Source organism: Stenotrophomonas sp. Steno-Z10-BAI (assembly GCF_056393115.1).
This window is the reverse complement of record NZ_JBWJOZ010000003.1, coordinates 411,697-436,832: the sequence shown is the minus strand read 5'-3', so window position 1 is coordinate 436,832 and position 25,136 is coordinate 411,697. Positions and strand designations below refer to the sequence as shown.

Sequence of the window (25,136 nt, the reverse complement as noted above, 5' to 3'; positions counted from 1 at the left end):
CAGGCGGCACTTGGGTCCGCCGACTTCTTGGACGTCGTTCCGATAAGAGAGAGAGAGTCGATCATGTCTTCATCCACCACCCCGTTGTGGCAGGCGATCCGCCTTGCCCTCGTGGCCGGCACCGCTGGCCTGGCCTCCACCGCCGTCCTCGCCCAGGACGCCACCCCGACCACCCTGGACCGCATCGAGATCACCGGATCGCGCATCCGCCAGGTTGATGTCGAATCCGCGCAGCCGGTGCTCGCGATCAGCCGCGCCGACATCGAACGCCAGGGCTTCAGCTCGGTCGCCGACATCCTGCAGAACCTGACCGCGGTAGGCAGCCCGTCCATCAGCCGCTCCAACGTCCTGGCCGCTGGCGAGAACGCCGGTGGCACCTACATCGACATGCGCAACCTGGGCGCACAGCGCACCTTGGTGCTGATCAACGGCAAGCGCCTGGGCATCAACACCGGCGGCTACCAGGACATCTCCAGTGTGCCGGTCTCGGCGATCGAACGCATGGAAGTGCTGAAGGACGGCGCCTCGGCGATCTATGGTTCGGACGCCATGGCCGGCGTGATCAACATCATCACCCGCCACAACGTCAATGGCGTCACTGCCAACGTCTACCACGGCCAGTACAGCCAGGGCGATGGCGCGCGCAACAGCGTCGACGTGGTGGCCGGCTGGTCCAACGACCGCGCTTCGCTGACCTTCTCGGCCGAGCACACCGAAGAGAAGGGGGTGTGGGCACGCGATCGCTGGTTCAGCCAATTCCCGAACACCACGCGCCACCCCGGCGACAACTGGACCCAGGTCAGTCAGTGGGGTCAGATCAACGGCCTGAAGGGCCCGGGCTGTACCGCCGCGGCAGGCTGCAACTACTCACTGGACCGCGGCGCCGACCCGACCAACCCGGGCAACTACCATCTCAGTGACTTGACCCCCGTCACCGGCGACGTCAGCAACGCGCAGGAACAGATGCACCTGATCTCGCCGCTCAAGCGCGATTCGCTGTTCCTGGATGGCCGGTTGGAGTTGACCGATGACATCCGCCTGACCACTCAGCTGGGCTACAACAAGCGCACGTCCACCCGCCAGATCGCCGGCTATCCGCTGCAGTCCTCCACCGCCGGCATCGGGCGGATGTCGGCCGACAGCTGGTTCAATCCGTTCGGCAATCACCATGGGTACGAGAACCCCACTGACATCGCCTGGAATCGCCGCACCTGGGAGGTCCCGCGGGTCAGCACCAGCGAGCTGACCACCTGGCGTGCGGTAGCGGCACTGGAAGGCAGCTTCGAGGTGGGCGAGCGCTACTTCGATTGGGAAGTGGGCTACCAGTACAACCGCAGCGAACTGCTGCAGCGCGCCACCGGCAACCTCAACAAGGAACGCGTCAAGAACGCGGTCGGCCCGTCGTACTACAACGAGGTTACCGGCAAGGTGGAATGCGGCGTTCCTGGCGCGCCGATTGCCGGCTGCATGCCCTGGAATCCACTGGTGCCTTACGGCAGCAATGACCCCAATGGCCTGACCGGCAACCAGGCGCTGATCGACTATCTGTTCCCGCCGGAAGTCTCCCGCGGCAAGACCACCACCCGCAACGCGTTCGCCAGCATCGCCGGTACGATCATGACGCTGCCAGCCGGCGGTCTTGGCTTCGCCTTCGGCGTGGAAACCCGCAAGGAGGCCGGTGAGTTCATTCCCGATCCGCTGGCCCAGAGCGGCGCCACCACCAATCTGGCCGCCGGCCCGACCGGCGGCGACTACAAGGTCAACGAGGCCTACCTGGAGCTGAGCGTGCCGATCCTGGCCGACCTGCCGGGTGCGCGCGAGCTGAGCCTGAACGCCGCCACCCGTCACTCGGACTACAGCACCTTCGGCACCACCCTCAACAGCAAATTCGGCTTCAAGTGGAAGCCGATCGAGCAGCTGCTGGTGCGTGGCACGTGGGCGCAAGGCTTCCGTGCACCCACCATCTCCGATCTGTACGGCGGTGGCTCGGAGACCTTCACCACCGGCTACCGCGCCCCCTGCGATACCGTCTACGGCGCCTCGGCCAGCAGTGCCGAGGTCCGCGCGCGCTGTGCCGCTGACATCGCCAATGCGGACAGCTACCGTCAGCTGCGCCAGGGCGGCGTGCCGATCACCAGCAGCAGCGACCAGACCCCGGTGCCGTTCACCAATGGCTCCAATCCGGACCTGCAGCCGGAAACCTCGACCAGCCGCACGCTGGGCCTGGTCTGGAGCCCGACCTTCGTGCCCAACCTCAACGTGGCACTGGACTGGTGGAAGATCCGCATCGACAACACCATCGTCAACGACCACCCCAACGACATGCTGCGCGACTGCTATGAGCAGGGCATCGCGTCTCGCTGCAGCGGCTTCACCCGCGATCCGGTCACCGGCATCGTCGACCAGTTGAAGTACGGCAAGCGCAACTCCGGCTTCGTGGAAACCGAAGGCTACGACCTGGAGCTCAGCCACCATCTGGATACCGCTTACGGCAAGCTGAGCACGGGATGGTCGACCACCTATGTCAGCTCGTACCTGTCACGTTCGACCAACGACACCGACGTCGTGCCGACCCCAAGCAACGGCATCGGCAGCGGCTTCCGCGTGCGCTCCAACCTGACCCTGGGCTGGGACGTGGGCGACTTCGGGGTGAGCTGGACCGCGCGCTACTACTCCGGGGTGAAGGAACGCTGCATCGACGTCAAGACCCGGCCGGACGAGTGCTCCGACCCGGGCATGCAGGCGCCCTGGTTTGCCGGCTCGCGCGACTACAACCGGCGCGGCTCTGTCACCTTCCACGACGTGCAGTTCCGTTACAACCTGCCCTGGGATGCCACTGTCTCGGTCGGCGCCAACAACGTGTTCCAGAAGTATGGCCCCATCATGTACAGCCAGCCGAACTCGGCGTTCTCCTATTACGGCGGCTACGACATCGGCCGTTTCATGTACATGAAGTACCAGCAGCGTTTCTGATCGCCGCCGGATAGCACCAAGTCACTGCCACGGCCCTTCGGGGCCGTGGCTTTTTGTGGCGGCGCGTGCGTCATCCAAGCGTCATACAGCGGTCATGTCGGCTACATCGCCCGGCCCCAGCATGCGTGGCATACCGGAGGCCCGCCATGCGCTATGCCATCGTCACCGAAACCTACCCCCCTGAAGTCAACGGCGTTGCCTTGACCGTGCAGGGCCTGGAACTGGGTTTGCGTGCCGCGGGCCATCAGGTCGATCTGGTCCGGCCGCGGCAACCGTCCGACAGCGAGGCGGTGGACAGCACCGTGCTGGTCACCGGTGCCGGCCTGCCACGCTATCCCGGCCTGCGCTTCGGCCTGCCCGCCCCCACCCGCCTGGCCCGCCAGTGGCAACACCAGCGGCCGGACGCGATCTACATCGCCACCGAAGGCCCGCTGGGCTGGTCGGCACTGCGCACCGCGCGGCGCCTCGGGATCCCGGTCGCGACCGGCTTCCATACCCGCTTCGATGAGTACCTGCCCGACTACGGCGTGGCCTGGCTGCAGGCGGCCGCCCTGCGCTGGATGCGGCGCTTCCACAACCAGGCCGATGCGACGCTGGTGCCGACCCAGGAGCTGCAGCACTTCCTCGGCGAACAGGGCTTTGATCGGGTGCGTCTGCTGGCGCGCGCGGTGGACAGCAGCCAGTTCGAGCCCGAGCGGCGCGATCCGGCACTGCGCGAGGAATGGGGCATCGATGGCAACGGCTTCGCGGCGATCTATGTCGGCCGCATCGCACCGGAAAAAAACCTCGGTCTGGCGGTCAAAGCATTCCGCCGCCTGCAGCAGGTGCGACCGAAGGCGCGGTTCGTGTTTGTCGGTGATGGACCGTCACGCGCCAAGCTGTCGCATGACAACCCGGACTTCATCTTCTGCGGCGTGCAGCGCGGCGATGCGCTGGCGCGGCACTTCGCCAGCGGCGATCTGTTCCTCTTCCCCAGCCGCAGCGAGACCTTCGGCAACGTGACCCTTGAAGCGATGGCCAGCGGTCTGGCCACGGTCGCCTTCGATTACGGCGCTGCCCGCGAGTACCTGCGCACCGATGAAAACGGCATTGCCGTGAATGACGACAGCGAGTTTGTGACCGCCGCCGTGCAGTTGGCCGGCGACGACGCCCTGCGCCACCGGCTCGGCCGCACGGCCGCCGTTGCGATGAAGCGGCTGCATCCGCAGCACGTGGTGGCCGAGTTCGATGCGCTGCTGGCCGAACTGGCCCAGGCCCGGAGGCCGCATGCCGACCACGCCGCTTGATGCCCTGCGCGGGCGCGAAACCCGTTGGTGCCGCCGCGCCAACCACTACTGCCGGCACCGCCGGATCCGCCATGCCTTCGCGGTGATCAGCCGCTTGGGCGATGGCGCGTTCTGGTACGCGCTGATGGGCGCGCTGGTGCTGCTGGACGGCTTCGATGGCCTGCGTGCTTCGTTGCACATGGCTGCCACCGGCTTGATGGCACTACTGCTGTACAAGGGCCTCAAGCGCTGGACGCGCCGCCCGCGGCCATTTGCCGCCGACCTGCGCATCCGTGCCTGGGTGGCGCCGCTGGACGAGTTCAGTTTCCCGTCAGGGCACACCCTGCATGCGGTGTCCTTCACGATCGTGGCACTGGCCTACTACCCGTGGCTGGCCCCGCTGCTGGTGCCCTTCACCGTGCTGATCGGGCTGTCGCGGGTGGTGCTGGGCCTGCACTACCCGAGCGATGTGCTGGCCGCGACCGGCATCGCCGCACTGCTCGCTGCCGCCAGCCTGCAATGGCTGCCGTTGCCGGTGTGAGCAACAGGCACGCGCGCATCGCGCACCTGCGTTTTACAATCGGTCCATGACCACGCTGTTCATCTCCGATCTGCACCTGGACCCGAGTCGTCCAGCCATCACCGACCTGTTCCTGGCCTTCCTGCGCGATGAAGCGATGCAGGCCGAGGCGCTGTACATCCTGGGCGACCTGTTCGAAGCCTGGATCGGCGATGACACGCCCTCCCCGGCCGCCGATGCGGTGGCGATCGCGCTGCATGCCGTGGCCGATGCCGGGGTGCCGGTGTACTTCATCCGCGGCAACCGTGATTTCCTGGTCGGCGAGGACTACGCGCGCCGCGCAGGGTTCACGATTCTCCCCGACCCGAGCGTCATCGACCTGTATGGCCGTCCGGTACTGCTGCAGCACGGCGATCTGCTGTGCACGGATGATGTCGCCTACCAGCAGTTCCGCACGCAGACCCGCGACCCGGTCTTCCAGGCGCAGTTCCTGTCGCAGCCGCTGGCCGCACGCATCGCGTTCGCACAGAAGGCGCGCGATGCGAGCCAAGCGCGTCAGTCGGAAATGAAACAGGGCGATCGCGCCCAGTTCGAAACCGTCACCGATGTCGCGCCGACAGAGGTCGACGCCACGTTCGGCCGCTATGGCGTGGACACGATGATCCATGGCCATACCCACCGCCCCGCCATCCACGCGCTGCAGGCCGGCGGGCGAGACTGCACCCGCATCGTGCTGGGTGACTGGTACGAACAGGGTTCGGTGCTGCGCGTCACGCCCGAAGGCTGGACGCTGGACGCCCTGGCGAACTGAACCGCCCCCGCGACGGCCCAGTGGCCGCCGCGGGAAATCCAGATCAGCGGAATGCGGCCACAGCCGCCTTGGTGTTGACCAGCACGCGCTGGTTGTCGGCACTGCTGGCGATGCCCATCGGGATCCCGTTGTAGCTGACGTTCGGGTTGGACCAGTAGTTCAACCGCGGGCAGCTGCGTGTGCAGTTGTACGCCATGATCGTGCGCCAGCCGGTGCCGCTCGCCGGCTCGTAACGGTAGCCATGGCCGTAGGCATACGGCGAAGCGCTCCCGTCGGTGGCGATGTCGTGCCGTGCGCTCTGCAGGTGGCCGATTTCGTGCGCGAAGGAGTAGTACCCGGCCGCGCAGTCCCAATGCACCGCTGCAAACGCCGTCGCCGCCGTGGAGCCGATCCCCGAGGCCAAGCCACAGGAACTGGCGTTGTTGATCACCAGCACCGCTACATCGGCCCGGGTGGTGTTGCGGCTGGTATGGATGCTGTCCATCACCCCATCGCTGGTGTTGCGGAAGCGCGACAGATCCGTGGAAAAACTGCTCGACTCGGCGTAGCTGGTGGTCTCGTACCCGGCCAGCTCCAGGGTGATGCCGACATTGCTGTTGCTGTAGCCCTGGTTGGATTCGGCCACCGCCAGCTGCACCAGCGATTGCATGTTGCCGCCATAGGCCGCCACCGCACCATTGGTGGCTACCACCAGCACGCGGATGGTGGCCGGCGTACCCGACGAGGCGGCCGCGATCCCGAGCCGGTCATTGGCCGGCATCGCCACGGTGGGCAGGGTGTTGTACTCGGCGGGATGATCGGCCGGCATGCGCGCCTCATCCACTTCCACCAGCACATGGCGACCATCGCTCAGCGGACGCAGCCGGTACAGCTGGCCGTCCTTCCGGATCGAGCCAGTGATCGTGTCGCCCGAACGCACCAGGATCACCGCGTTCATCGGGTCCGGCGCGCCGGCCTTGATCAGGCGAGCGCCGGCACGCGTGCCGATCTGGCCGTACCAGATGCTGCCGCCGTCGGCGAGCGTCTCGACCTTGCTCTGCAGGGCCTGCACCGGCTGTCCCAGCAGTTCGAACTCCAGGTGTTTCTGTGCCGGCGCGACCGCCCTCGCATCCACCCGTACCTCCTGCACCGCGCTGGTCGACGGCGAGCCCATCAGGGCCTGCAGGGCCGGTTGATGAGCGTTGCCGGCCCGGCTCAACACAGTGACCGGCTCGAACAACGGCGCCGCGGCAGCGCCACCGGCCCCCAACAGACACAACGCCATCACACCTGCGGCCTTGCTCATCGAACTGGACATCATGTCGCCTCTCTTTGAGTGAAAAACGGGAGCGGAGTCGGTGCTGCGGTCAGCCGGTAGGGCCGGCATGCCCATCTGGCGCGACATGACCGCGTGAATTCAATAGAAATTGAGGACGAAACTTCCGAACTGTGATCGACCGCATCTTGGTTCAGGCTGGCCCAACATCCCGGAGCGCCGGCTGCAGCCCGGCTGGCCACACGCGCTGCAACCGGACCGCCGCCAGGGCTTTGAGGGTCAGGGCGCGGAAAGCGCCCCACCACCAGTCCGCATCGAACGTGGCGGTAAGCGCTCCGTCCAGATGCTGTGCCAGAGCGTGCCGGGGGAGGCTGAGCGCGGTGCTTCCCAGCGCCGCCAGACCGAGAAAACGACGCCGGTTCAGGACCGGTGGGCGAAGCATCATGGGAAGGCCCGTTGTGCGGAAACGGCCTGCAGAATAGGCACCGCTCGACACGGCCACGTAAACCTTGCGTTATATCGGCCTTGGTATCAAAACAAAATGCCGATAGCGACATCTCGATCATCGCCGCGTATTGAATTATCGTCCTACCGTGCGTCCCCGTTGCTGCTCAACGCCGCGGGTCGATCATGGCCGGACACAGGTGGATATGCATGCAGACCCGAACCAGGCGCTGGATATGAGCCCACCCGATCGCACCCGCCTCGACAGTACGCTGCACATCGGTCTGTTCTTCGATGGCACCCGCAACAACGCTGACAATCTGCAGCGCGCCTCACGCCCGGCAGGCGCCACGACGCCAACACCGCGCCCACCCGCCGTGGTCGCCGATGATGCCTCCCCGTACCAGAGCCGCTTGACCAGCAGCTACAGCAACGGCCTGACCAACATTGCGCGGCTGCATGCGCTGTATCCGGACCATCGGCAGATGCCGCCCGCAGGTAGCATGCTCGCGTTGTCGATCTATATCGAGGGTGTGGGCACGCGCACCGGTGAAGAAGACGACCTGCTGGGGCTGGCGTTCGGCATCGGCCGCACCGGTGTCCGCGCAAAGCGACGCCGGGCCCTGGAGCAGCTGCTACCCGACGCGCTGCGCCAGCTCGCCCGCGCACACCCTGACCGCGTACTCGGCAGCGCGCGGGTGGATCTGTTTGGCTATTCGCGTGGCGCGGCCAGCGCGCGCGACGCGGTGAACGTGCTCAACACACCCGGTGCCGCCGCGTGGCTGCGCGAGCAACTGGTGCGCTCGGGCTGGTCGTTGGCGCCGGGATTTCCAGCCGCGGTGCGGCCGGTGCGCTTCGTCGGGCTGCTCGATACGGTGGTGGCGATCGGCCGCCAGCACCCCGGTGAGATGCCGGCGGTGGCACTGCCCGCCGGCTGTGCGGACAAGGTGGTGCAGCTGGTCGCGCGCGATGAGCACCGCGAACATTTCGCGCTGACCAGCGTGGCGCCCGAACATGAAGAGATCGCGTTGCCAGGCGTGCACGCCAACATCGGCGGCGGCTACGACCAGCGCATCGAAGGACCCAAGCTGCTGAGCCGCCCACAGGGACAGCTGCTGCGTGGCACCGGACTGGCGGCAGGCGATGTACCGCCGCTGGCGCTGCTGCGCGCGAGCACTGTCTACCGCGCCGCACAGGCGACGTGCCGGCGCTGGCAGCGCGCACTGGGGCTGGGAGATGACGCGATCTGGGTGGACGTCTGGCACCACTGGCAACAGCAGCGTGTCGCCGGCAGCCGCAGCGTCCTGCCGCAATTTACCCTGCGTGCCTACGCGGCGGTGGTGCTGCGCCGCGAGATCGACGCACGTTACCAGTTCATCGCCTTGCGGTTGCTGCACCAGCATGCCGCAGCGGCGGGCGTGGCCTGGACAACCTCGCCTGACCAGCTGCCGGCATTGGCGTTGCCCACTGAACTGCAGCCCATCGCGGCCCGGTTGCTGGCCGGCCATCCGCTCGATGCCGCGCAGGAGCGCACGCTTGGCCAGCATTACCTGATGCAGTCCGCGCACTGGAACTTCGATGCACTGGGCGACACTGCGCTGCTCTATGCCGCCGATGAAGGCACGCGGGAACTGCCGTACCGGCCGGGGCCGGGCCTGTTCTATGTCAACCGGCCGACCGAAAACGGTCAGCGCGTGGTGCTGGCCAACACCTGACCGCGCAGTTCGGTCTGTTCGATCAGCTCGGCCAGTTCTTCTTCGTCGAATCCGGCAAGCAGCCTGGCTTCCAGGTTGAACGGGCCATAGAGGAAGCCGCCGGCGTACTCGCGCAGCAGTGCCATGAACCGCGGGCGCGGCTCGACGTTCTCGCGCGTGCAGTACCAGCGGTACCACCGCGAACCCGCGGCCACATGCGCGACCTCTTCGCGCAGGATGATCTCCAGCACATCGGCGGTGGCATGGTCGCCACCGGCACGCAGCTTCACGATCATGCCCGGCGTGACATCCAGCCCGCGCGCTTCGAGAACACGCGGCACCAGTGCCATGCGCGCGAGCCCGTCATGCGCGGTTTTCTCGCACATTTCCCATAGCCCGTTATGCGCGTCGAAATCGCCGTAGGCATAGCCGTTGGCCTGCAGCCGATCGTGCAGCAGCATGAAGTGGCGCGATTCGTCATCAGCCACGCTGACCCAGTCGGCATGGAAGGAGCTCGGCAGGCCGCGGAAGCGGTACACCGCATCCCAGGCCAGATCGATCGCATTGAGTTCGATATGCGCGATGGCGTGCACGAACGCGGCGCGCCCCTCCACGCTGCCCAGGCCACGCCGCGGCAGATCGCGCGGGTGGACCAGGGTCGGCCTGGCCGGGCGCCCGGGCATCCGGATCGGCTCCGGCGCCGGCGCATCGGCCGGTGCCTTCAGGCGACCGGCGCGGAACTGCACCGCGTAGTGCTGGGTCAGCGCGACCTTGCGCAGCGGATCCGGCTCGCCCAGGCACTGCTGCGCGGCCTGCAGCAGATCGCCGGCCGCGCTGTCCAACACGTCACTCATGCCCTGCCCTCAGGCGCGACGCTTGTGCTTGGCATCGTCCGAACGCAGCTGCTGGATGCGCTCGAAATACCCCGGCTCGATGCCGGTCGGGTAGACGCCGTTGAAGCACGAGGAATCGAACGACTTCAGCTCCGGATTGCCTTCGCTCACCGCCGCTTCCATGTCCTCGATGTCCTGGTAGATCAGCCAGTCGCAGCCCAGGTGCTTCTCGATTTCTTCGATGCTGCGGTTGTGCGCGACCAGTTCTTCGGCGGCCGGCATGTCGATGCCGTAGATGTTCGGGTAGCGCACCGGCGGCGCGGCACTGGCCAGGTAGACCTTGCGCGCGCCGGCGTCACGCGCCATCTGCACGATCTGCTGGCTGGTGGTGCCGCGCACGATCGAATCATCGACCAGCAGCACCACGCGGTTGCGGAACTCCAGGTGGATCGGGTTGAGCTTGCGGCGCACCGATTTCACCCGCTCACCCTGGCCCGGCATGATGAAGGTGCGGCCGATGTAGCGGTTCTTGATGAAGCCTTCGCGGTACTTCACCCCGAGCGTGTTGGAAATCTCCAGCGCGGCATCGCGCGAGGTATCCGGGATCGGGATGATGGTGTCGATGTCGTGATCCGGACGCAGGCGCAGGATCTTCTCGCCCAGCTTGATGCCCATGCGCATGCGCGCCTTGTGCACCGAGACGTTGTCGATCATCGAATCCGGGCGTGCGAAGTACACGTATTCGAAGATGCACGGGCTGTGCTCGACCGGCTCGGCGCAGACTTCGGAGAACAGCTCACCGCGCGCGGTGATCACCAGGGCTTCGCCCGGGCGCACATCACGCACGCGCTGGAAGCCGAGCACGTCCAGTGCGGCCGATTCGGAGGCCACGATGTATTCGTCGCCTTCGGCGTGCGCGCGCTTGCCCAGCACCAGCGGGCGGATGCCGTGCGGATCGCGGAAGGCCACCAAGCCCAGGCCCAGCACCACGCTGATCACCGCATAGCCACCCTTGACGCGGCGGTGCACGGCGGCCACGGCGCGGATCGCCGCTTCCGGGGTCAGCTGGCGCTGCGCATCCAGTTCGAAGGCGAACACATTCAGCAGCACTTCGCTGTCCGAATCGGTGTTGACGTTGCGGCGGTCCTGCTCGAACACCTGCTGGCGCAGCGCTTCGGTATTGATCAGGTTGCCGTTGTGGGCCAGCGCAATGCCGTACGGCGAGTTCACGTAGAACGGCTGCGCCTCGTCCATGCCTTCCGAACCGGCGGTGGGATAGCGCACATGCGCGATGCCGACGCGGCCTTCCAGCGTGGACATCCGCTTGGCATCGAACACATCGCGGACCAGGCCATTGGCCTTCTGCACGCGCAGGCGGGTGCCGTCGGCGGTGGCGATGCCGGCCGCGTCCTGGCCACGATGCTGGAGGACGGTCAGGCCGTCATACAACTGCCCGGCGACGTTCTGGTTGCCGACGATTCCGACGATGCCACACATGGTGCGAATTCTCCGCTGGGCTGCGCCCATCTACAGTGAAGGTGGCCGTGCCTGGCCGGGGGTACCGTTCCGTGCCGGAGCGGTGTCGTCCGGACGCGGGTGCGCCGGCTCGATATTGACTGGCAGTGTGGAAGCCGGCCCGCGCGCCGCAGCGTCGGCAGGTGCCGTCTCCCTCCCCTCGTCAACGGGACGCGGCCATCCGCGCCCTGCCACTACTTCGCCAAGGACGCCATTATCGCCTGTCGCGAGCGGCTTGCCCAAATCCATTGTCGGCAGTTGCGGCAGATTCACCTCCGGTAGCGCCATCTCGGGCAGCTGCGCCTGCATCCAGCGCACGCCAGGCTGCAGCAGCGGCCGCACCTGCGAGGTCTGCCAGGCCGGCTCCTGCGGCAGCGGCGTGAAGGCAGCCAGCATCAGCAGCACGCAGCCTAGGAAGGCGCCGCGGACCAGGCCCAGTGCCCCGCCCAGCAGGCGGTCGGCGCCGGTCAGGCAGGTGACCTTCACGGCCGCCTTGATCAGCATGCCGATCAGGCCAACGGCGATCATGACGATCAGGAACACCCCCAGGTAGCCGGCAACGTAATGGCCGGTGCCCGGTTCCAGCGGCGCCGCCCACCAGTGGGCCGCGTCATTGCCGAACAGGAACGCAGCCCAGCCGGCCAGCAGCCAGGACAGCGTGCTGACCACGATGCCGACAAAGCCGCGCATCAGGCCAAGCAGGACGGAGGCCCCGATCAGGACCAGCAGGACGATGTCGATCATGCCGGCAGGCCGCGCGGTTGGCGCCGTCCAGCGGGTGCGGGGCGGCGCAGAACAGGCATCAGGGGTGCGGGCGGACCATGCCGGCCACGCCGACCTTGGCGGCCACCTGGGCCTTGAGGTTCTCGGCATCGGCGCGGTTGGCGACCGGCCCGACGCGGACCCGGTTGAGGGTGCCCTTGTCGGTCCGGACCTGCTCAACGAAGGCGCTGAAGCCGGCGGCGCGGACTTTGTCGCGCAGCGCATTGGCCTCGGCCGCCTGGCCGAAGGCACCGAGCTGCACGGCGAAACCAACGCTGCTGGCGGCCGGGGCAGCCGGTGCCGCCGGTGCCGCCGGTGCCGCGACAGCAGTTTCGGGCTTGGGCGCCGGGGCCGGCTTGGGTTCGGGCTTGGGCGCGGCCGGCTTCGGTTCCGGCTTGGCGGCCGCGACCGGCTCGGCCGGCAGGGATTCGGTTTTCACGGTAGTGCCCGCCGGCGCGGCGGCAGCGCTGGAGGCAGACGGAGCCGCCGCCGGGGCCGGTGTGGTGGCGGCCGGCGTGGCGGCAACCGCGGTATCGGCGCGGGCATCCAGGGTGATGACCTCGGCCTTGACGTCATTGCGCACCTTCACCGCCTGCAGGCGGCCGGCTTCAGCCAGCGCGCGATCGGCGTAGGGGCCCACGCGCACGCGCCAGGCCTGGCGGCCATTGATCGTGGCCGGCTCGCGGAAGCCGGCCAGCTGGGCGCTCTTCAGCGAGGCGATGACGCGGTCGGCATCGGCTTCGGTGGCGTAGGCGCCAAAGCTCACCGCGTAGTTGCCGGCGGCCACGGCCGGCGAGGTGTCCGCCGGCGCCGGAGCGGGGGCGACCGCAGCGCTGTCGGCCAGCGGCTGGGTGGTGGATGCCCCGCTCTGCAGGCCGGTGGCGCCACCGGTGGGTGCGACCAGCGGCAGCTCGCGGGTTTCGAACTGGCCATCCGACGGCGCGGCCGGTGCACTGATCGGCACGTTGGCGACACCACTGTCAGGTGCGGGACCCTTGACCAGCATGGGCAGGAAAATCACGGCCAACGCCACCAGGACGATGGCACCAATCAGTCGCTGTTTCAGAGGAGTATCCACGTGAAGGCAGGCAGGCGGCGCGGCGGAATGCCACGGCGATTATACGGGTGCGCGCGTGTGCGGCGGCTGATGCGGCTGAACGGCGCTGCAAAGCAGCCTCAGGCGCCGGGATCGAGGGTCTGCAGCGCCTGCGCGGCGGTGTGGAAGGAACCGAACACCAGCACGCGATCGCCGGCCTTGGCCTGCGTCACGGCATGCTGCAGGGCGTCCACGACGGTGGCGTGCGGCGTAGCACCGGCCGCAGCCGTGCCGGCCAGGCGCTCCCGCAGTTCCTCGGCGCTCTGCGCACGTGCCCCCTCCAGCCCGGCCAGATGCCACTGCTGGACCTGATCGGCCAAGGCCTCGACCACCCCGGCGGCATCTTTGTCCTGCAGGGCGGCAAACACCGCGATGGTGTCGCCGGTGACGCGACTGGCCTTCAGTGCGGTGGCCAGTTCGCGTGCGGCCTGCGGGTTGTGGCCGACATCGACCAGCACCTCCACGCCGTCACGATCGAAGGCCTGCAGACGGCCACGGATACGCGCGGCGGCGACGCCTTCGATGAAGGCGGTGCGCGGCAGCGGACGATCCAGCGCACGCAGCGCGGCGATCGCCGTCGCGGCATTGGCCCGCTGGATGGGCCCGCGCAGCGTCGGGTGCGGCAGTTCGATACGGAAGCCGACATCGCGCCAGCGCCAGCGCTCGCCATCGATGGCATCGGCGAAGAAATCACTGCCGCCACGGATGGCGTTGGCACCCACCAGATAGGCACGCGCGAGCACACTCGAGGGCGGATCGATTTCACCGAGGATGACCGGCTTCCACCCACGGATGATGCCGGCCTTCTCGGTCCCGATCGCTTCGCGGTCCTCGCCCAGCCAGTCGCTGTGGTCGATATCGACGGTGGTGATCACCGCCACGTCGCCATCGACGATGTTGACCGCATCCAGACGGCCACCAAGGCCGACCTCAAGCACGGCCAGATCCAGGCCCGCCTGCGCGAACAGCTGCAGGGCGGCCAACGTGCCGTATTCGAAGTAGGTCAGCGTGGTGTCTCCACGCGCGTCCTCGATCGCGTTGAAGGCCGCCATCAGGGCGTCATCGGTGGCGTCCCGGCCATCGATGCGCACGCGCTCGTTGTAGCGCAGCAGGTGCGGCGAGGTGTATGCACCGACCTTCCAGCCGGCGGCACGTGCGATGGCCTCGATGAAGGCGACGGTGGAGCCTTTGCCATTGGTGCCACCGACCACGATGCTGCGCTCGGCCGGCGCCCCCAGCCCCATCGCCTGCGCCACGGTACGCACCCGGTCCAGCCCCATGTCGATGGTGGCGGGGTGCTGCTGCTCGATGTAGCTGAGCCAATCGGAGAGGGTCTGCGGGCGGGCGATGGTGGTCATGGTCGTTGGATCGGAATCGTTGGGGCGGACGGCAGGATGGGACGCAGTACGTTACAGCGCGCGGTGTTTGGCTTCGCCGAAGAACGGGGTGTGGTGCGCACAGTCGTTGAGGCGGACCACTTCCAGCTGATCGAGGTCGGGGCCTTCGAGCAGGTTGAGGGTGGTCGGTGCCTGGCGGAAGGTCCACAGGCGCGAGATCGGCAGGCCGAGGATGCGGCACAGGATCACGCGATTGACGGCGTCATGGGCGACCACCAGCAGGGTGTCGTGCTCGCCCAGGCCTTCCGCGGCACGGGCCAGGCCACGCCAGCTGCGTTCGAGCACCAGGCGCAGCGATTCGCCGCCGGGCATCAGCACGGTGTCCGGTTCTTCGCGCCAGGCGCGCAGGCGGGAGGGATCCTTGTCGTGGATTTCGCTGGCCAGCAGGCCTTCCCATTCGCCGTGGGCGATTTCCTGCAGGTCCGGCTCGGTCTGCAGCATCGGGGCGCGTTCGGCACCGAGGGCGAGCTGGGCGGTGAGCTGGGCACGCGAGAGCGGTGAGGCAACGGCGCGGGTGATGTCGACGGACTTCAGACGTTCCCCCAGTGCCTTGGCCTGGGCTTCGCCGATCGGCGACAACGGGATATCGATCTGGCCTTGGTAGCGGCCTTCGGCATTCCACGGCGTTTCGCCGTGACGGGCAAGCAGGATGCGCATGCGGACAAGGGGTCCTTGGGGGAGGAGGTTCCGGCGCTTCGTTCACATCCTGTGAAAGCACGCGGAACAGGGATGATACCCGGTCGCGGCGGTGAAGCTGTGTGGCTGTTTGGTGTACGTGATCTGCTTGCTCGGCGGCTTGCTGGCGGATGGCTCGTAGAGCGTGGCGCCTGACTGGCCCGCGCAGGCTGAGGCCGGGTAGCCTCTGGCAGGACGCGCCGTGTCTCGCCCAGCCCTGCCCGACGCGCTCCCGCAGGGGAAAGCAAGACGCCACGCGTTTGACTGTCATTCGCACATGAAAAAACCCCGCAGATGTCGCTGCGGGGTTCTGGAAACCGACGGGTCGGCTTACTTGCTGAGGTTCAGTTCTTTGAGCAGCTGCGGCGCCGGCGCCACTTCCTGCATGATCCACTGCATGTAACGGCTGTCGACCGCGATCATGCGGGTCATCACCGGATCGAACACCCAGTTCGAGCTCACCGACTCCCAGTTGCCATCGAAGGCCAGGCCGACCAGCTTGCCGTTGGCATCCAGCACCGGCGAACCGGAATTGCCGCCGGTGATGTCCAGGTTGGACAGGAAGTTCACCGGCACCGAGCCGATGCGCTTGTCTTCCAGGCCGCCGTAACGCTTGGCCTTGACCGCCTCCAGCAGCGCCTTGGGCGAATCGAACGGGTCTTCGCCGGTTTCCTTCGCGGCCACGCCTTCCAGGGTGGTGAACGGGGTGTAGTTCACGCCGTCCTTGCCGTAGCCCATGACGTTGCCGAAGGTGATGCGCAGCGACAGGTTGGCGTCCGGATAGACGAACTCGCCCTTGCTCTTCTTGTAGTCGGCCACGGCCTGCAGATACAGCGGGCGCGACACCAGCGACTCGCCTTCGCGGGTCTTCTTCTGCTCTTCCTGCTTCAGCAGCGCCGGCATCACCGCCACCGCGTACTGGATCGCCGGATCGGTGCTGGCCTCGAAGGCGGCGCGGTCGGCCTTGAACCACGTCAGGCGCTCATCCAGGCTGCCCAGCTTGGTGGCCGAGAGCTTGCCGACCAGACCCTGCACGGCCGCCGCATCGCTGCCTGCCAGCCACTGGTTGAGCACCTCGTTGGTGCGCTGCGCGGCCGGCAGGGCCACGTACTGGCTCAGCCAGTAGGTCTGCAGCTGCTGGTCCATGCGCGGCACGTAACGGCGGTCCATCTGCTTCAGGCCGCCTTCGATGGAGGGCAGATCGCGCTCCTGATAGCCGACCTCACGCTCGGCATCGGCCTTGCTGCGCTCGATCGAGAGGCGGTACAGGGTGATTGCCGAGCCCACTGCGGACGTACTGTTGAACTGGCTGACGAACAGGTCGCGCTCACGCGTGGCCTTGCTGGTGTCCAGGTGCTGGATCAGCTGCGCATGCGCAGCCAGGGCCGGTTTGCCGGCGGCGCCACGCTTCTTCAGCCAGGCCAGCACGGCGGCTTCTTCGGCCTGCTTCTGGCCAGCCGCGTCGATGCGCTTGAAGCCTTCCAGCTGGCCGGCGTAGTTCTTGGCCACGTTGTTCATGCTGGCCGCGGTCGCCGCGTACTTCACCTTGACGTCCGGGTCGGCCTTGCCGGCCTCGTCGATCATCTTCAGCACCGCGTTGTAGTGGCGCGCGATGGTCGGGTAGGTCCAGCTGGCGGTTTCATTGAACTCGCCGGCCAGCGCGTAGCGGTTGGTGCGGCCCGGGTAACCGGCCACCATCACGAAGTCGTCGGCGCCCAGCGGCTGGTCGGCGAACTTCAGGAAGTGCTTGGGCTGGTAAGGCACGTTGTCGGCCGAGAAGGCGGCCGGCTTGCCGTCCTTGCCCACGTAGGCGCGGTAGAACGAGAAATCACCGGTGTGGCGCGGCCACATCCAGTTGTCGATGTCGCCGCCGAACTTGCCGACGCTGCCCGGAGGCGCGTAGACCAGGCGCACATCCTTGATTTCCATGTTGCGGAACAGGCGGTAGGTGTTGCCGCCGGAGAAGCTGTACAGGCGGCAGCGGAAGCCGGTATCGGCTTCACAGGCGGCAGTCTGGGCCTTGTCGAAGGCGTCCAGCGCGCGGGTACGGGCCAGCGGGTTCTTGCCGGCGGCGGCGATCGCGGCCTTGGCCTGGTCGGTGACGTCGGTGATCTGGTCCAGCACGAACACGCGGGCGTTCGGGCCGGCGCTCAACTCGTCCTTCAGGGTCGGCGCGTTGAAGCCGTCCTTGATCAGGTTCTTTTCAGCCGTCGAATTCAGCTGGATCGCACCGTAGGCACAGTGATGGTTGGTGACCACCAGGCCCTGCGGGGAGACGAAGCTGGCGGTGCAGCCGCCCAGCGCCACCACCGCGCCCATCGGGTCGCCGGTCAGGTTGGAGATCTGCTCCGGGGACAGCTTCAGGCCGGCCTGCTTGAGCGGGCCGGCGATCTCCGGCAGCTGCTGCGGCACCCACATGCCTTCAGCGGCATGGGCGACCTGGACCAGCCCAAGGCTGGCGACGACGGAGAAGGCAAGCAGGTTCGAGCGCATTGAGCAGCCCCTGGTGAAAGAACCGCCGAGTGTAGCCCAGCCCCTGCCACGGCCCGATCCCCGGAAGTCATGGGCCAGGCCAGGCCGCCGTCCGCCGGGCATGGCCCGGCGAGCGCAGCGGCGCCGTTCGAAACGCCCATGCACCCCCGCCTTTCGTTCCGCCAACGCACCCGCAGCGCAACATGGGAATTCCGCGCAGCCCTCTATAATCCGCGTTTTCCCCCAGACGAGTTCCACCCCGATGGCGCAGCAAACAATGAAGGCCCTGGTCAAACGCGAAGCCGCCAAGGGCATCTGGCTGGAAGAAGTTCCGGTCCCCACCCCCGGCCCGAACCAGGTCCTGATCAAGCTGGAAAAAACCGCCATCTGCGGTACCGACCTGCACATCTACCTGTGGGACGAGTGGAGCCAGCGTACGATCAAGCCGGGCCTGACCATCGGCCACGAGTTCGTCGGCCGCATCGCCGAGATCGGCCCGGGCGTGACCGGCTATGAGATCGGCCAGCGCGTCTCGGCCGAAGGCCATATCGTCTGCGGCCATTGCCGCAATTGCCGCGGTGGCCGCCAGCACCTGTGCCCGAACACCGTGGGCATCGGCGTCAACGTCAACGGCGCCTTCGCCGAATACATGGTGATGCCGGCCAGCAACCTGTGGCCGATCCCCGATCAGATCCCGTCCGAGCTGGCCGCCTTCTTCGATCCGTACGGCAACGCCGCGCACTGCGCGCTGGAGTTCAACGTGATCGGCGAGGACGTGCTGATCACCGGTGCCGGCCCGATCGGCATCATCGCCGCCGGCATCTGCAAGCACATCGGTGCGCGCAACGTGGTGGTCACCGACGTCAATGATTTCCGCCTGAAGCTGGCCGCCGACATGGGCGCCACCCGCGTGGTGAACGTCTCCAACACCTCGCTCAAGGACGTGATGAAGGAGCTGCACATGGAGGGCTTCGACGTGGGCCTGGAAATGAGCGGCAACCCGCGCGCGTTCAACGACATGCTCGACTGCATGTACCACGGCGGCAAGATCGCCATGCTCGGCATCATGCCCAAGGGTGCCGGCTGCGACTGGGACAAGATCATCTTCAAGGGCCTGACCGTGCAGGGCATCTACGGCCGCAAGATGTACGAGACCTGGTACAAGATGACCCAGCTGGTGCTGTCCGGCTTCCCGCTGGGGAAGGTGATGACCCACCAGCTGCCGATCGATGAGTTCCAGAAGGGCTTCGACCTGATGGAACAGGGCAAGGCTGGCAAGGTGGTCTTGAGCTGGAATTGATCACCTGTGCCTTCGGCACAGATGATCCATTGTCCATTCCACCTTGATTCCCGCGCCGTTGGCGCGCCCCCTTGAACAACAAGGGGGCTGTTCTCCAGCAAGGGTTCCGGTGTGAGGCCAACATTGAAAAGGCGCCCATCCGGGCGCCTTTTCTGGTTCGCGAGGTTGCCGGCGGTGTCGGGCGCCGGCCAGTGGCGGGCTACTTGCCAACGGCGACCGTGAACACCACGCGGTTGTCAGCCAGCTTGCCGTTGTTGTCGCGACCGGCGCCATCGGTGCCGTGGTACCCCAGGCCCAGGTTGAACAGGCCGAACTGGCGGCTCACGCCGACGTTGAAGTCGGTGTAGTCCTTGCCAAAATCGGTCTCGAGCGAGGTGCGGCCCACGTTCGCGCTCAGGGTGAAATCATTGGGCAGACCCCACTCGCCGCCCACCGCGTAGTACCAGCTCTTGGTATCGGACCCGGACAGATCATCGGTGTAGGCCACCGTCAGCTTGTACTGCTCGGCGAAGGTGGTGGTGGTGATCAACTCGTTGTAGTTCAGCTCGCTGGCGCCCGGATAGGTGTAGCGGTTGAGCAGCACGTCGAAATTGACGCCGTCGGTGACATCCACCCCGTAGCCGATCAGGTAGTCGATCTCGGTGCTTGGGTCGCCCGGCCCGAAGTCCACGCCCGAGCCCCACACGCCCGCATACAGGCCTACCGGCGAGGTATAGGTGAAGCCGGCCTGCAGTGTCGGATCCTCATCGGTCTGGGACACACCACGGAACACGTAGTCCGACACCGCGGTGACGTTCCAGCTGAACGGCGATTCGGCCTCGTCCTGGGCGCTGGCGGCAAACGGGGCAAGCAGGGCGGCGCAGAGCACAACGGCGGCGGTACAGCGCGTGGCGTGGTTCATGCGGGGTCTCTCCAGACGTGGGTGGGGTGGGCGGAACGGCGCGGTTTACAGTTTTTTAACCTGATTGATATTGCGATGCAACAATCACGTCTGCAACCGTCCCCCGGCCTGCCCCGCCCTTCCACCGCCGGCGGCAACCCCGCCGTCGCCCCCGACAGGTAAAATCCCGGGTTTCCCGTGCCGAAGACTGCCTGCCATGACCGACGCCACCACCGCCTCGCTGACCCAGCACTACGTTGAAGAACTGGAGGCGATCCGCGCCCAGGGCCTGTTCAAGTCCGAACGCATCATCACCAGCCCGCAGTCGGCCGAGATCACCTTGGACGACGGCCGTACGGTGCTGAACTTCTGCGCCAACAACTACCTGGGCCTGGCCGACCATCCGGACCTGATCCAGGCCGCCAAGGACGCGCTGGATACCCATGGCTTCGGCATGGCCTCGGTGCGCTTCATCTGCGGCACCCAGGACCTGCACAAGCAGCTGGAAACGCAGATCGCCGATTTCTTCGGCAAGCAGGACACCATCCTGTACGCGGCCTGCTTCGATGCCAACGGTGGCCTGTTCGAGCCGCTGCTGGGCGAGCACGACGCGATCATTTCCGACGCGCTCAACCATGCCTCGATCATCGATGGCGTGCGCCTGTGCAAGGCCAAGCGGTTCCGCTACGCCAACTGCGACATGGCCGATCTGGAAGCCCAGCTGCAGGCCGCCGATGCGGCCGGCTGCAAGACCAAGCTGATCACCACCGACGGCGTGTTCTCGATGGACGGCTTCATCGCCCCGCTGGATGAGATCACCGCGCTGGCCAAGAAGTACAACGCGCTGGTGCACATCGACGAATGCCATGCCACCGGCTTCCTCGGCGCGACCGGCCGCGGCTCGGCCGAGGTCAAGGGCGTGCTGGAAAAGATCGACATCATCACCGGCACCCTGGGCAAGGCCATGGGCGGTGCGCTGGGCGGCTTCACCTGCGCCAGCGCCGAAGTGATCGAACTGCTGCGCCAGCGCTCGCGCCCGTACCTGTTCTCCAACTCGCTGCCGCCGCACGTGGTCGCCGCCGGCATCAAGGCCTTCCAGATGCTGGCCGCCGCCGATGACCTGCGCGATACCCTGGCGCAGAACACTGCCTACTTCCGCGAGAAGATGACCACTGCCGGTTTCGATGTGAAGCCGGGCGTGCACCCGATCAGCCCGGTGATGCTGTACGACGCGCCGCTGGCGCAGAAGTTCGCCGAGCGCCTGCTCGAAGAAGGGATCTACGCGATCGGCTTCTTCTTCCCGGTGGTGCCCAAGGGGCAGGCCCGCATCCGCACCCAGATCAGCGCCGCGCACACGCGTGCGCACCTGGACCGTGCCATTGATGCCTTCACCCGGATCGGCCTGGAACTGGGCGTGATCAAGGGGTGACCGGACGACGGCGCCCTGCGCGCCGTCCCCACAGAACGCCGGGCAGTGCCCGGCGTTTTTTTATTTTTTCTTTTTCTTCTTGTCCTGGGCCTGTTCCTTGCTGGCCACCACCACCGGTGCGGCGACCGGCCCATCCTGGCCGTTGCCCTTGGCGACGCGGATGCCGTTGGCCTTCATCCACGCATCGAACTCGTCGGCGCTCATGCGCTTGTCGCCATCGCTCATCAGGAAGCGGTAGCTGCCGCGGCCATCCAGCTCGGGGATCTTGATCTCCACCACCTTGTCGGTCACCGGCGGATCCTGTTTGGCGATCTGCTTGTGGCCGCCACAGGCGGTCAGCAGCGCGGCCGGCAACAACAGGCAGGCGCCGCGGAACAGGGAACGGTTGAGGGTACTGACGTGCATGGTCTTACTCCCGGTATTGAACGGAACATCCCTTCGAAGGCCATCCATTGCCCGGGTCGAATGGCCTGCCACATGCCGGCAGGCCACGAGGTCACGGTGTGGCCGCGGCGCTGTCGGCCACGGCGTAAAGCAGCTCCAGATCGTGTGGGCTGAGCTCGCGCCAGGCGCCCTTGCCCAGCTCGCCCAGCGGCAGCTGGCCGATCGCCACGCGCACCAGGCGCAGCACGTTGATGTCGAACGCGGCGAGCAGGCGTCGGATGTGCCGGTTGCGGCCTTCCTCCAGCACCACTTCCAGCCAGGCGGTCTTGTCGCCACTGCGCAGCAGCGTGGCGCGTCGCGCGCGCAGCAGTTCGCCCTCATCCTCGATGCCCGTACACAACGCCTGCAGCTGCGCGGCATCGGGGAGGGCATCGATCTGGACGTGATAGGTCTTGTCCGGGCCGGTGGCCGGATCGGTCAGGCGCGCGGCCCACTGCGGATCATTGCTGAAGAGCAGCAGGCCTTCGCTGGCCTTGTCCAGGCGCCCGACCGGCGCGATCCACGGCAGGCTGGCAGCATCGAAGCAGCGATAAACGGTGTCGCGGCCGCGCTCGTCCTGCGCGGTGGTGACCAGGCCGCGCGGCTTGTTGAGCATCAGGTGCACGCGCTTGGGCGCATCCAGCGGCTGACCATCGACGCGCACGTGATGGCGCCCGTCGATGATCGGAAATTCGGGGTTGTTGATGACACGGCCGTCGACCGTCACCCGGCCATCGGCGATCCAGCGTGCGGCTTCGGTCCGCGAGCACAGCCCGGCCTTGGAAAGCACGCGCGCCAGGCCATGGCGCGGTGCGCCCGCAGGGGTGCTGGAGGCGGCGTTGCGGGCAGCAGTTGCAGGGCTCGCACGCCGCTCGGGGCGGCGTGGTCGGGACGCGTTCGCGGCGGGCGGCCGGCGTGTCGTCATCGTGCTCCGCTCAGGCGGCTTACTTCTTGTCCGCCGGCTTGGTCTCAGCCGGTGCTTCGCTGGTGGCGGCCGGCACGGCAGCCGGTACCGGGCGCGCCTTGACCACGCGCACACCGCGCGCTTTCATCCAAGCGTCGAATTCTTCGGCGGTCATGCGCTTGCCGTTCTGGCTCATGTCAAAGCGCCACGGCGTGTTGTCGAACTCGGTCTGCGGCTTGTAGGCCGCCGGATCGTTCGGGTTGATCACCGGTGCGCTGGGAATCGCCTTGGCGATGTTCTGGCAGCCGTCGATGCGCAGGCGCTGCAGCACGCTGTCCAGCGACTGCTCGCGGTCGTAGCTGGAGGTCAGCACGCCGGCGGGCATGCCCAACTGGACGTTGCGGATGTACAGCTCTTCGGCAACCGGTGCGATCGCGGTGGCCGGCAGCGGCAGCGGCGATGCGCTGGCAGGTGCCGAACAGTCCACGGCAGCGTGGGCGGTGGGAACCAGGGCCAGGCCAAGCGCGGCGGCCAGTGCAAAACGCTGCATGGGATGCATCCAGGAAGGGGTCGACGCGGCGAGTTTAACAGCGCCACAACGTCTTTCAAGCGCCACTTTCAATGAATACGGCAACTTATTGGATTTATTGTCGATTTCCAGGATTCGACCCGACTGGATGCGTGACAAGGCGCTTCTCCATCGGCGAGGGCACTTCTTGAAGCGAACGGCGAACTTTTTGACGCTCGGCGGCCGGTGCGTCGAGCGCTGGGCCAAGCCCGTTGGCGCCGCAACGAAAGGCTGGGTTTTAGTGGACTTACAGCACGCCGAGCCTCGTAGCGGCCGGTAGGCCCCTGGGCAAAATCAAGGAGGAGGCCGTCGCCGTCAGGCGGCGGCCGGGGGACATTTGCCAAGGGGCCTACCGGTCGCTACGGGGCGTGACGCGCTCGGAAGGGCCCAACTGTCGAGTTGAGAGAAGACAAAAAAAAACAGGGCCCGGCAATGCCGGGCCCTGCTTAGTGAGACTGTACTACCAGAAGGATTAGTTCTGGACGTTCAGCTCGGTACGACGGTTCTTGGCGCGGCCTTCCGGGTTATCCGAACCATCCGGGTTGGTGTTCGGCGCAATCGGGCGGCTCTCGCCGTAACCGATCGGACCGACCAGACGCGAAGCGTCAACGCCGTTCTGGGTCAGGTAGTTGTACACCGAGGTAGCACGACGCTCGGACAGCTTCTGGTTGTAAGCGTCGGTACCCTTGGAATCGGTGTGACCGGCCACTTCAACGCGCAGATCCGGGTAACGCTTCAGGATTTCCGAAGCCTCGCTCAGGATCGCAACCGCGTCCGGACGCAGGTTCGACTTATCGAAGTCGAAGTTCACGCCCTTCAGATCGATCGACACCGGGACCGGGCAACCGTCCGGACCGATGGTCTGACCCGGCTGCGAGTTCGGGCACTTGTCGTCGCAGTTGTTGACGCCGTCACCGTCGTCATCCAGATCGGCGCAGCTCGGCGCAACCGGAGCCGGAGCCGGCACGGCAGCAACCGGGGCCGGGCCCAGCGGGATCACGACGCCGACCGAAGCCAGCACGTCGCCGAACCAGTCTTCGCTCGGAGCAGCAATGCTCTGGTCGTCGAAGTCAGCGCGGTAGGCCACTTCGGCACGCACGGCGACGCGCTTTTCGAAGGTGGTCTGCAGGCCGACGCCGACCTTGGCGGCGAAGTTGCCGTCCTTGCGCTCACGCGGACCATTGGTGTTCAGTGCCGGATACTCTTCTTCCGACTTCTGGTAGCCCAGACCCATCAGCAGGTAGGGGTTCCAGCCGCGGCCTTCCTGGATGAAGTGGCGACGCAGGTCGAGCGAGGCGCCGTACTGGCTCCAGTTCAGATCCTGGTTGGCGTCGAAGTTCGGATTCTGGTAGTTCAGCTCGCCATCCAGCGACCAGTTGGGGCTGATGAACTTACCGAGGCCCAGGGTAACGAACGGAGCGTCGTTGGTCAGACGGTCGCTATCCTGGAAGTTGAAGCCGGCCGAACCGGTCAGGTACCAGCGGTCGTCAAAATCCTGCGCCGATGCAGCCTGGGCGAAAGCCAGACCGCCCAGCAGCGCGGCAGTGAGGATCTTCTTGTTCATTGAGTACAGCTCCTATTTCGGGGGTATGAAACCGGTAGAGGCATGGGCCAGCACTACTGCGTCGTTTTCAGACTGCCGATTCAGCACGCCACCGCCGCGAACATTATGCTCAGGCGAGTGAAGGTGATGTTAACAGTCCCGTAACATGTGAAGACGACCGCCAGACCTCTACCGGGTCCAGCTGGTGGCACCCTATACAGGTTGATGAAATTCCGCAAGACCCAGCAATGACAAGGGTTTTGCCTAATTCAGGCGACGTCGCGACACATTTTTCACGTGAGGGTTCAAATGCCGATTGCGCCTTGATTCAGCGCAAAAACAGCGACGTCGTGATCCGTATGATGAGGGTGCCCCCC

General features: G+C 66.6%; 20 protein-coding genes. 7 read left to right on the top strand and 13 right to left on the bottom strand.

What is annotated here, in order from left to right; genetic code table 11:
* Window positions 1–63 precede the first annotated feature (63 nt).
* From AC06E9_RS10850 to lpxH, 4 genes are all read left to right on the top strand, one after another.
* Window positions 64–2,973: a TonB-dependent receptor plug domain-containing protein gene (locus AC06E9_RS10850; protein WP_478056035.1), complete on the top strand. Its 2,910-nt coding sequence runs from the start codon at window positions 64–66 to the stop codon at window positions 2,971–2,973.
* A gap of 146 nt (window positions 2,974–3,119) precedes the next feature.
* Window positions 3,120–4,259, top strand: a complete 1,140-nt coding sequence (locus AC06E9_RS10845) for a glycosyltransferase family 4 protein (protein ID WP_121042956.1) — start codon at window positions 3,120–3,122, stop codon at window positions 4,257–4,259.
* Entirely contained in the window at window positions 4,240–4,779 is a 540-nt protein-coding gene (locus AC06E9_RS10840) for a phosphatase PAP2 family protein (RefSeq protein ID WP_121042954.1), read from the top strand. Before AC06E9_RS10845 ends, AC06E9_RS10840 begins: the two co-directional genes overlap by 20 nt.
* 46 nt (window positions 4,780–4,825) lie before the next feature.
* A complete protein-coding gene (lpxH, locus tag AC06E9_RS10835) occupies window positions 4,826–5,569 on the top strand; it encodes a UDP-2,3-diacylglucosamine diphosphatase (protein WP_282260387.1) in 744 nt (247 codons plus the stop codon).
* A gap of 43 nt (window positions 5,570–5,612) precedes the next feature.
* Here lpxH and AC06E9_RS10830 read toward each other — a convergent pair whose 3' ends face one another.
* A complete protein-coding gene (locus AC06E9_RS10830) occupies window positions 5,613–6,869 on the bottom strand; it encodes a zinc-dependent metalloprotease (RefSeq protein WP_478056034.1) in 1,257 nt (418 codons plus the stop codon).
* 635 nt (window positions 6,870–7,504) lie between these two features.
* Here AC06E9_RS10830 and AC06E9_RS10825 point away from each other — a divergent pair.
* Window positions 7,505–8,983, top strand: a complete 1,479-nt coding sequence (locus tag AC06E9_RS10825) for a phospholipase effector Tle1 domain-containing protein (protein WP_478056033.1) — start codon at window positions 7,505–7,507, stop codon at window positions 8,981–8,983.
* Here AC06E9_RS10825 and AC06E9_RS10820 read toward each other — a convergent pair.
* From AC06E9_RS10820 to AC06E9_RS10790, 7 genes are all read right to left on the bottom strand, one after another.
* The gene (locus AC06E9_RS10820) at window positions 8,956–9,816 is read right to left on the bottom strand and encodes a ferritin-like domain-containing protein (RefSeq protein ID WP_282260392.1); all 861 of its coding nucleotides are present in this window, start codon (window positions 9,814–9,816) and stop codon (window positions 8,956–8,958) included. The two genes, AC06E9_RS10825 and AC06E9_RS10820, sit on opposite strands and share 28 nt — an antisense overlap.
* 9 nt (window positions 9,817–9,825) lie before the next feature.
* Window positions 9,826–11,292, bottom strand: a complete 1,467-nt coding sequence (gene purF / locus AC06E9_RS10815) for an amidophosphoribosyltransferase (RefSeq protein ID WP_019185825.1) — start codon at window positions 11,290–11,292, stop codon at window positions 9,826–9,828.
* Window positions 11,293–11,322: 30 nt separating this feature from the next.
* Window positions 11,323–12,054 (bottom strand): CvpA family protein, encoded by a 732-nt coding sequence (locus AC06E9_RS10810; RefSeq protein ID WP_121042942.1) that lies wholly within the window; start codon window positions 12,052–12,054, stop codon window positions 11,323–11,325.
* A gap of 58 nt (window positions 12,055–12,112) precedes the next feature.
* Entirely contained in the window at window positions 12,113–13,150 is a 1,038-nt protein-coding gene (locus AC06E9_RS10805) for an SPOR domain-containing protein (RefSeq protein WP_478056032.1), read from the bottom strand.
* 98 nt (window positions 13,151–13,248) lie between these two features.
* Entirely contained in the window at window positions 13,249–14,526 is a 1,278-nt protein-coding gene (folC, locus tag AC06E9_RS10800; protein WP_478056031.1) for a bifunctional tetrahydrofolate synthase/dihydrofolate synthase, read from the bottom strand.
* A 51-nt stretch (window positions 14,527–14,577) separates the two neighbouring features.
* Window positions 14,578–15,222: a histidine phosphatase family protein gene (locus AC06E9_RS10795; RefSeq protein WP_478050491.1), complete on the bottom strand. Its 645-nt coding sequence runs from the start codon at window positions 15,220–15,222 to the stop codon at window positions 14,578–14,580.
* A gap of 348 nt (window positions 15,223–15,570) precedes the next feature.
* Complete coding sequence (locus tag AC06E9_RS10790) at window positions 15,571–17,733, bottom strand: S46 family peptidase (protein WP_478056030.1); 2,163 nt, start codon at window positions 17,731–17,733, stop codon at window positions 15,571–15,573.
* 256 nt (window positions 17,734–17,989) lie between these two features.
* On the opposite strand from AC06E9_RS10790, the gene tdh reads away from it, so the two are divergent.
* On the top strand, window positions 17,990–19,012 hold the full coding sequence (gene tdh / locus AC06E9_RS10785) for an L-threonine 3-dehydrogenase (RefSeq protein WP_026070190.1): 1,023 nt from the start codon (window positions 17,990–17,992) through the stop codon (window positions 19,010–19,012).
* A 199-nt stretch (window positions 19,013–19,211) separates the two neighbouring features.
* On the opposite strand, the gene AC06E9_RS10780 is transcribed toward tdh, so the two are convergent.
* The gene (locus tag AC06E9_RS10780) at window positions 19,212–19,913 is read right to left on the bottom strand and encodes a TorF family putative porin (protein ID WP_282260406.1); all 702 of its coding nucleotides are present in this window, start codon (window positions 19,911–19,913) and stop codon (window positions 19,212–19,214) included.
* Between the two features lie 196 nt (window positions 19,914–20,109).
* Here AC06E9_RS10780 and kbl point away from each other — a divergent pair, with 196 nt between their 5' ends.
* Window positions 20,110–21,321 (top strand): glycine C-acetyltransferase, encoded by a 1,212-nt coding sequence (kbl, locus tag AC06E9_RS10775; RefSeq protein ID WP_121042927.1) that lies wholly within the window; start codon window positions 20,110–20,112, stop codon window positions 21,319–21,321.
* Between the two features lie 60 nt (window positions 21,322–21,381).
* On the opposite strand, the gene AC06E9_RS10770 is transcribed toward kbl, so the two are convergent.
* The 4 genes from AC06E9_RS10770 to AC06E9_RS10755 all read right to left on the bottom strand — a co-directional run bounded on the left by AC06E9_RS10770 (window position 21,382) and on the right by AC06E9_RS10755 (window position 24,780).
* Window positions 21,382–21,726 carry a hypothetical protein gene (locus AC06E9_RS10770; RefSeq protein WP_121042925.1) on the bottom strand — a complete coding sequence of 115 codons (345 nt, stop codon included), beginning with the start codon at window positions 21,724–21,726 and terminating at the stop codon, window positions 21,382–21,384.
* Window positions 21,727–21,817: 91 nt separating this feature from the next.
* Window positions 21,818–22,669: a pseudouridine synthase gene (locus tag AC06E9_RS10765; protein ID WP_121042923.1), complete on the bottom strand. Its 852-nt coding sequence runs from the start codon at window positions 22,667–22,669 to the stop codon at window positions 21,818–21,820.
* 19 nt (window positions 22,670–22,688) lie between these two features.
* Window positions 22,689–23,198 carry an HAD family hydrolase gene (locus tag AC06E9_RS10760; RefSeq protein ID WP_121042921.1) on the bottom strand — a complete coding sequence of 170 codons (510 nt, stop codon included), beginning with the start codon at window positions 23,196–23,198 and terminating at the stop codon, window positions 22,689–22,691.
* A gap of 490 nt (window positions 23,199–23,688) precedes the next feature.
* Window positions 23,689–24,780, bottom strand: coding sequence for an OmpA family protein (locus AC06E9_RS10755; RefSeq protein ID WP_121042919.1), 1,092 nt, complete (start codon window positions 24,778–24,780; stop codon window positions 23,689–23,691).
* Window positions 24,781–25,136 lie beyond the last annotated feature (356 nt).